Here is a 6,957-nt window from a genome sequence, read left to right as displayed (position 1 = left end):
GTCCTCCGTGCCCGCAAGCAGCGCGCAACCTTCGCGCCCGCTGACCCGCAACGACTACAAAACCCTTTCGCTGTCTGCCTTGGGCGGGGCGCTGGAATTCTACGACTTCATCATCTTCGTGTTTTTCGCTACCGTGGTCGGGAAGCTGTTTTTCCCCGTCGACATGCCCGAATGGCTGCGCATGATGCAGACCTTCGGCATCTTCGCCGCCGGTTACCTGGCACGCCCGCTGGGCGGCATCATCATGGCGCACTTCGGTGACCTGCTGGGCCGCAAGAAAATGTTCACCCTGAGCATCTTCATGATGGCCGTGCCGACCCTGATCATGGGCCTGCTGCCGACCTACGCACAGATCGGCCTGTGGGCGCCGCTGCTGTTGCTGCTGATGCGCGTCATCCAGGGCGCCGCCATTGGCGGCGAAGTACCTGGCGCCTGGGTGTTTGTCTCCGAACACGTGCCGCCGCGCCACATCGGCTATGCCTGCGGCACCCTGACCAGCGGCCTCACCGCCGGTATCCTGCTGGGTTCGCTGGTGGCTACCGCCATCAACACCCTCTATACCCCGGAGCAGGTCTCGGATTACGCGTGGCGTATCCCGTTCCTGCTGGGGGGTGTGTTCGGCCTGCTGTCGGTGTACTTGCGCCGTTGGCTGCATGAAACACCGATCTTCGCTGAGATGCAGCAGCGCAAAACCCTGGCTGCCGAGTTGCCATTGCGCGCGGTATTGCGTGACCACCGTGGCGCCATCGTGCTGTCGATGCTGTTGACGTGGTTGCTGTCGGCGGGTGTGGTTGTGGTCATCCTGATGACCCCGACCGTGCTGCAAACCATCTACCACTTCAGCCCGACGGTTGCGCTGCAAGCCAACAGCCTGGCGATCGTTACGCTGAGCCTGGGCTGCATTGCGTCCGGCGCGCTGGCTGACCGTTTTGGTGCCGGTCGCGTTTTGGTCACCGGTTGCGCGTTGCTGCTGGCCACTTCCTGGACGCTGTATCACAGCCTGATGGCCCACCCGGACTGGTTGTTCCCGCTGTACGCGTTGACCGGCCTGTTTGTGGGCACCATCGGTGTAGTGCCTTACGTGATGGTGAAAGCATTCCCGCCAGTGGTGCGTTTCAGCGGTTTGTCGTTCTCCTATAACGTGGCCTACGCCGTATTTGGTGGTTTGACGCCACTGGCGGTATCGCTGCTGATGAAGGAAAGCCCGATGGGGCCTGCTTACTACGTGGCTGTCCTGTGTGTAATGGGGATGGCGGTGGGCGGCTACCTGTGGAAGCGCGGGCGCTGAATGATCGTTCCCACGCTCTGCGTGGGAATGCCGGCCTGGACGCTCTGCGTCCGCTTTTGAAGGTCGTGACGCAGAGCGTCACTGGATGCGTTCCCACGCAGAGCGTGGGAAGGATCAATGCCAGCAACGATTACAGAGTGTTTCCGAAACATCGCTCCAGCCGCCTAAACCTCCTCGCAAGCCCCGGATTTATTGCACTTCCCCCTTCCTGTCAGGTTCTTCATAAATACTGGCCTTTCATCTAATTGTCATATTCCAGACATAGAGTGTTCACACGGCCTACCGATACTTGGCCCCGATCCAACTATCCCTATCTGCTAGGAGCAAGGCATGAAACTGAAACGTTTGATGGCGGCAATGACTTTTGTCGCTGCTGGCGTTGCGACCGCCAACGCGGTGGCCGCTGGTGTTGATCCGGCAATCCCGGCTTACGTTAAGACCACTGGTGTGTCGGGCAACTTGTCCAGCGTCGGTTCCGATACCTTGGCTAACCTGATGACCCTGTGGGCCGAGGGTTACAAAAAGGAATACCCGAACGTCAACATCCAGATTCAGGCTGCCGGCTCCGCCACTGCACCTCCTGCGCTGACTGAAGGCACCTCCAACCTGGGCCCGATGAGCCGCAAGATGAAGGACACCGAACTGGCGGCCTTCGAGCAGAAGTACGGCTACAAGCCAACCGCTATCCCGGTTGCCGTGGATGCCCTGGCTGTGTTTGTGCACAAGGACAACCCGATCCAGCACCTGACCATGGAACAAGTCGACGCGATCTTCTCCTCGACTCGTCTGTGCGGCGCTAAAGCCGATGTTAAAACCTGGGGCGACCTGGGTGTGACCGGCGACCTGGCCAACAAGCCGGTTCAGTTGTTTGGTCGTAACTCGGTATCCGGCACCTACGGCTACTTCAAAGAAGAAGCCCTGTGCAAAGGCGACTACAAGCCAAACGTGAACGAACAACCAGGCTCGGCTTCGGTCGTGCAGTCGATCAGCTCCTCGCTGAACGGCATCGGTTACTCGGGCATCGGCTACAAAACTGCTAGCGTGAAGACCGTGGCCCTGGCCAAGAAAGGCAGCACTGACTTCATCGAAGACAGCGAAGAAAACGCCCTGAACGGTAAATACCCGCTGTCGCGTTTCCTCTACGTGTACGTCAACAAAGCCCCGAACAAGCCTCTGGCCCCGCTGGAAGCTGAGTTCGTGAAACTGGTTTTGTCCAAACAGGGCCAGGAAGTAGTAGTGAAAGACGGTTACATCCCACTGCCAGCCAAAGTTGCCGCCAAGGCACTGGCTGACCTGGGCCTGAAAGAAGGCAACTAAGCCTGCAATACCGGTGTAGCAGCGGGCCCTGTGGAAGCGGGCTTGCTGTGGCGAGGGAGCTTGCTCCCGTTCGACTGCGTAGCAGTCGCAAGCCTTGGGGGCGCTTCGGCCCCCAGCGCAAGCAAGCTTGCTCGCCACAGTAACCCCTTACTCTTCAAGCCCGTCTACACCTCTAATTCTTTAATCCGCTGCCAGCCCTGCTACGCGGCGGATTTCTTGCGTCACTGCATTGTCATCTTTCTGTCATACAGGATCGCTAGGGTGTGCGCATGAATGATCTGGCCAATTCCACCATGACGACGACTTCTCCCCCCAAGCGTATTGATTTCAATACGCCTGAGCTGCAACGCAAGCGCCGCATTCGCGCGCTCAAAGATCGCCTGACCCGTTGGTATGTGTTGATCGGCGGCCTCGCCGTGCTCGGCGCAATTACCCTGATCTTCTTCTTCCTGGCTTATGTCGTTGCACCTTTGTTCCAAGGTGCTTCGCTGACCAAGGAAGACGCGCTGACACCCGCCTGGATGCAGGACGCCGGCAAGCCGTTGATGATCTCCCTCGAAGAACAGAACCAAGTTGCCATGCGGGTTTCCGACAAGGGCCAGGCGCTGTTCTTTGATGTGAGCACCGGTGCCGAGCTCAAACGTGTCGACCTGCCTTTGCCTGCTGGCGCCACTGTGATCTCGATCGGCAAGGACCAGCCAGGCAGCCCGTTGGTGATCCTCGGTTTGTCCAATGGCCAGTCCCTGGTGTTCCGCCACACTTATAAAGTGTCGTACCCGGAAGGCAAAAAGACCATTACGCCGGCCATTGAATACCCCTACGGCGAAACGCCCATCGTCCTCGACGAGCAGGGCCGCCCGCTGGAGCACGTCGCCCTCAACGCCACTGACTCGTCGCTGGTGGTTGCAGGTTCCGCGGGTTCGTACTTGAACGTACTGAGCCTGAGCCGCGAAGAAAACATGATGACCGGTGAAGTCACCAGCGAGCAGAAGCGTATCGAGCTGCCGCAAATGACCGAACCGGTGAAGGCAATCTTCATCGACCCACGCCAGCAGTGGTTGTATGTGATCAACGGTCGTGCGCTCGCCGATGTGTTCAGCCTGCGCGACAAGAGCCTCAACGGTCGTTACAAACTGCTGGAAGACGGCAACGCCGAAATCACTGCCAGCACCCAGCTGGTGGGCGGTATCTCGCTGATCGTCGGTAACTCCAAGGGCGGCCTGGCCCAATGGTTCATGGCCCGTGACCCGGACGGCGAGCAACGCCTGAAGCAGATCCGCACCTTCCAGATGGGCACCGCGCCAATCGTTGAAATCACCGCCGAGGAGCGTCGCAAAGGCTTCACCGCCCTGGACGCATCCGGCAAGTTCGGCGTGTTCCACAGTACCGCGCACCGCACGCTGCTGGTCGATCCGGTGGTGGATGGCCAAGGCCTGTTCGGCATGTCGCCACGCGCCAACCGCGTGATCGTCGAAGCCGGCGGCAAGCTGCAACCGCTGCTGCTCGACAACCCGCACCCGGAAGTGTCCTGGAGCGCGCTGTGGAGCAAGGTCTGGTACGAAAACTACGACGAGCCTAAATACGTCTGGCAATCGACCGCCGCCAACACCGACTTCGAACCCAAAATGAGTTTGGCCCCGCTGACCTTCGGTACCCTGAAGGCTGCGTTCTACGCCATGTTGCTGGCGGCGCCACTGGCAGTTGCCGCGGCAATCTACACCGCTTACTTCATGGCCCCGAGCCTGCGCCGCAAGGTCAAGCCGGTGATTGAACTGATGGAAGCGATGCCGACGGTGATCCTCGGCTTCTTCGCCGGCCTGTTCCTGGCGCCTTATGTAGAAGGGCACTTGCCGGGGATTTTCAGCCTGCTGATGTTGCTGCCGATTGGCATCCTGGTCGCCGGGTTTGTCTTCAGCCGCCTGCCTGAATCGCTGCGCCTGCGCGTTCCGGATGGTTGGGAAAGTGCGATCCTGATTCCGGTGATCCTGTTTGTGGGCTGGCTCTCGCTGTACATGAGCCCGTACCTGGAGACCTGGTTCTTTGGCGGCGACATGCGCATGTGGATCTCCCACGACCTGGGCATCACCTACGACCAGCGCAACGCCCTGGTCGTCGGTCTGGCCATGGGTTTTGCGGTGATCCCGAACATCTACTCCATCGCCGAAGACGCCGTGTTCAGTGTGCCGCGCGGCCTCACCCTGGGCTCATTGGCCCTGGGCGCCACGCCATGGCAGACCATGACCCGCGTGGTGATCCTGACCGCGAGCCCGGGCATCTTCTCCGCACTGATGATCGGCATGGGCCGCGCAGTGGGTGAAACCATGATCGTGCTGATGGCCACCGGCAACACCCCGGTGATGGAGATGAACCTGTTCGAAGGCCTGCGCACATTGGCGGCCAACGTTGCGGTGGAGATGCCTGAGTCGGAAGTCGGTGGCAGTCACTACCGCGTGATGTTCCTCTCGGCGCTGGTGCTGCTGCTGTTCACCTTCATCATGAACACCCTCGCCGAGCTGATCCGTCAGCGTCTGCGCAAGAAATACTCGTCGCTTTAAGAAAGGTAGAAGTCTGTGAAACAGAACTCCCTGAATGGATGGTTCAAGAGCGGCGCCCCCGGCGTCTGGATCAGCGGTGGCGCGGTGTCCATCGCGGTCATCATGACCATTGGTTTGCTGGCCGTGATTGCCGTGCGTGGTCTGGGCCACTTCTGGCCGGCCGACCTGATCCAGGCCAACTACAGCGTGCCTGGCCAGGAAAACCATATCGTCATCGGCGAAGTGGTGCAGAAGGAAGAAGTGCCGCGCGAACGCCTGAAAAGCGCGGGCCTGCCGGTGCCGGACCAAGGCCCGGAATTCATGACCCGCGAGCTGATCAAGGTCGGTAACCGCGACTTGAATGGCAACGACTTCACCTGGATCGTCGGCGAGTGGTTGAAAGACCAGACCACCCCGAAGAACCTGATGGCCATCGAGCGTCGTGAGTGGGGCAACTTCTACGGCACCCTGGTCAACGTCAAGCAAGATGGCAAGGTGATCGCCGAAGGCGAAGCCGCATGGCCGGAGCTGCAAGCCCGCGTCGATCGTGTGAACAAGTTGGCGGCCCAGCTCAAGAGCCTTGAGAAAACCGACATCGGCGCGATCAACGCTGGCCTGGAGCGCATCCGCCTGCACGGCCGCAAGCTGGAGCTGGAAGGCAAGCTCGACGCTGCCGCCCAGGCCGACATGGACTCCGGCCGCGCCGAGCTGAATGCCCGTTACCAGGACATCGAAGCGCGCCTGGCCGACCTGCACACCCAGTTCAACCGCGACAGCCTGACGGCCCGCGACGGCAACGGCAAAGAAATCGAAATCGGCATCGGCAAAGTGGTGCACGCCTACCAGCCGAACGCCATGGGCACCCTGACCAAGGTGGGTTTCTACTTCAGCAAGGTCTGGGAATTCTTGAGCGACGACCCACGGGAAGCCAACACCGAAGGCGGGATCTTCCCGGCCATCTTCGGCACCGTGATGATGACGCTGATCATGGCGATGATCGTGACCCCGTTCGGCGTGCTGGCGGCGGTGTACCTGCGTGAATACGCCAAACAGAACACCCTGACCCGCATTATCCGTATCGCGGTGAACAACCTGGCCGGCGTACCGGCCATCGTTTACGGCGTGTTCGGCCTGGGCTTCTTTGTGTATGTACTGGGTGGCTCGGTCGACCGTTTGTTCTTCGCTGAAGCTCTGCCGGCGCCGACCTTCGGTACGCCGGGCCTGCTGTGGGCTTCGCTGACCCTGGCGCTGCTGGCGGTGCCGGTGGTGATCGTGGCCACCGAAGAAGGCCTGGCGCGGATTCCTCGTACCGTGCGTGAGGGTTCCCTGGCACTCGGCGCAACCAAGGCGGAAACGCTGTGGAAGATTGTGCTGCCGATGGCCAGCCCGGCGATGATGACCGGCATGATCCTCGCCGTGGCCCGTGCCGCCGGTGAAGTGGCGCCGCTGATGCTGGTGGGTGTGGTGAAACTGGCACCGTCGCTGCCGCTGGATGGCAACTACCCGTACCTGCACCTTGACCAGAAAATCATGCACCTGGGCTTCCATATTTATGACGTTGGCTTCCAGAGCCCCAACGTCGAAGCCGCACGACCGCTGGTATACGCCACCGCCTTGCTGCTGGTGCTGGTGATCGCCACGCTCAACCTGTCGGCGGTGTGGATTCGTAACCACCTGCGCGAAAAATACAAGGCGCTGGACAGCTAAAGCGATTCCCTGTGGGGCCGGCTTGTGTGGGAGCTGGCTTGCCTGCGATAGCATCATCGCGGTGTGGCTGACACACCGCGGTGCCTGCATCGCGGGCAAGCCCAGCTCGCA

At 60.6% G+C, this 6,957-nt stretch carries 4 protein-coding genes; all 4 read left to right on the top strand.

Annotation, left to right across the window (positions count from 1 at the left end; genetic code table 11):
- The first annotated feature begins 7 nt into the window (after positions 1–7).
- The 4 genes from FEM54_RS20240 (at position 8) to pstA (ending at position 6,846) form a co-directional block, all read left to right on the top strand.
- Positions 8–1,288, top strand: a complete 1,281-nt coding sequence (locus FEM54_RS20240; RefSeq protein WP_138452658.1) for an MFS transporter — start codon at positions 8–10, stop codon at positions 1,286–1,288.
- A gap of 330 nt (positions 1,289–1,618) precedes the next feature.
- Positions 1,619–2,605, top strand: coding sequence for a phosphate ABC transporter substrate-binding protein PstS (locus tag FEM54_RS20235; protein ID WP_017135798.1), 987 nt, complete (start codon positions 1,619–1,621; stop codon positions 2,603–2,605).
- Positions 2,606–3,126: 521 nt separating this feature from the next.
- Positions 3,127–5,160, top strand: a complete 2,034-nt coding sequence (locus FEM54_RS20230) for an ABC transporter permease subunit (RefSeq protein ID WP_171045872.1) — start codon at positions 3,127–3,129, stop codon at positions 5,158–5,160.
- 15 nt (positions 5,161–5,175) lie between these two features.
- Positions 5,176–6,846: a phosphate ABC transporter permease PstA gene (pstA, locus tag FEM54_RS20225; protein WP_017135800.1), complete on the top strand. Its 1,671-nt coding sequence runs from the start codon at positions 5,176–5,178 to the stop codon at positions 6,844–6,846.
- Positions 6,847–6,957: the final 111 nt, after the last annotated feature.

The sequence above is a fragment of the Pseudomonas edaphica genome (assembly GCF_005863185.1).
Classification (GTDB): domain Bacteria; phylum Pseudomonadota; class Gammaproteobacteria; order Pseudomonadales; family Pseudomonadaceae; genus Aquipseudomonas; species Aquipseudomonas edaphica.
The sequence above is the reverse complement of the archived record's forward strand: the minus strand, read 5'-3'. Positions and strand labels throughout refer to the sequence as shown.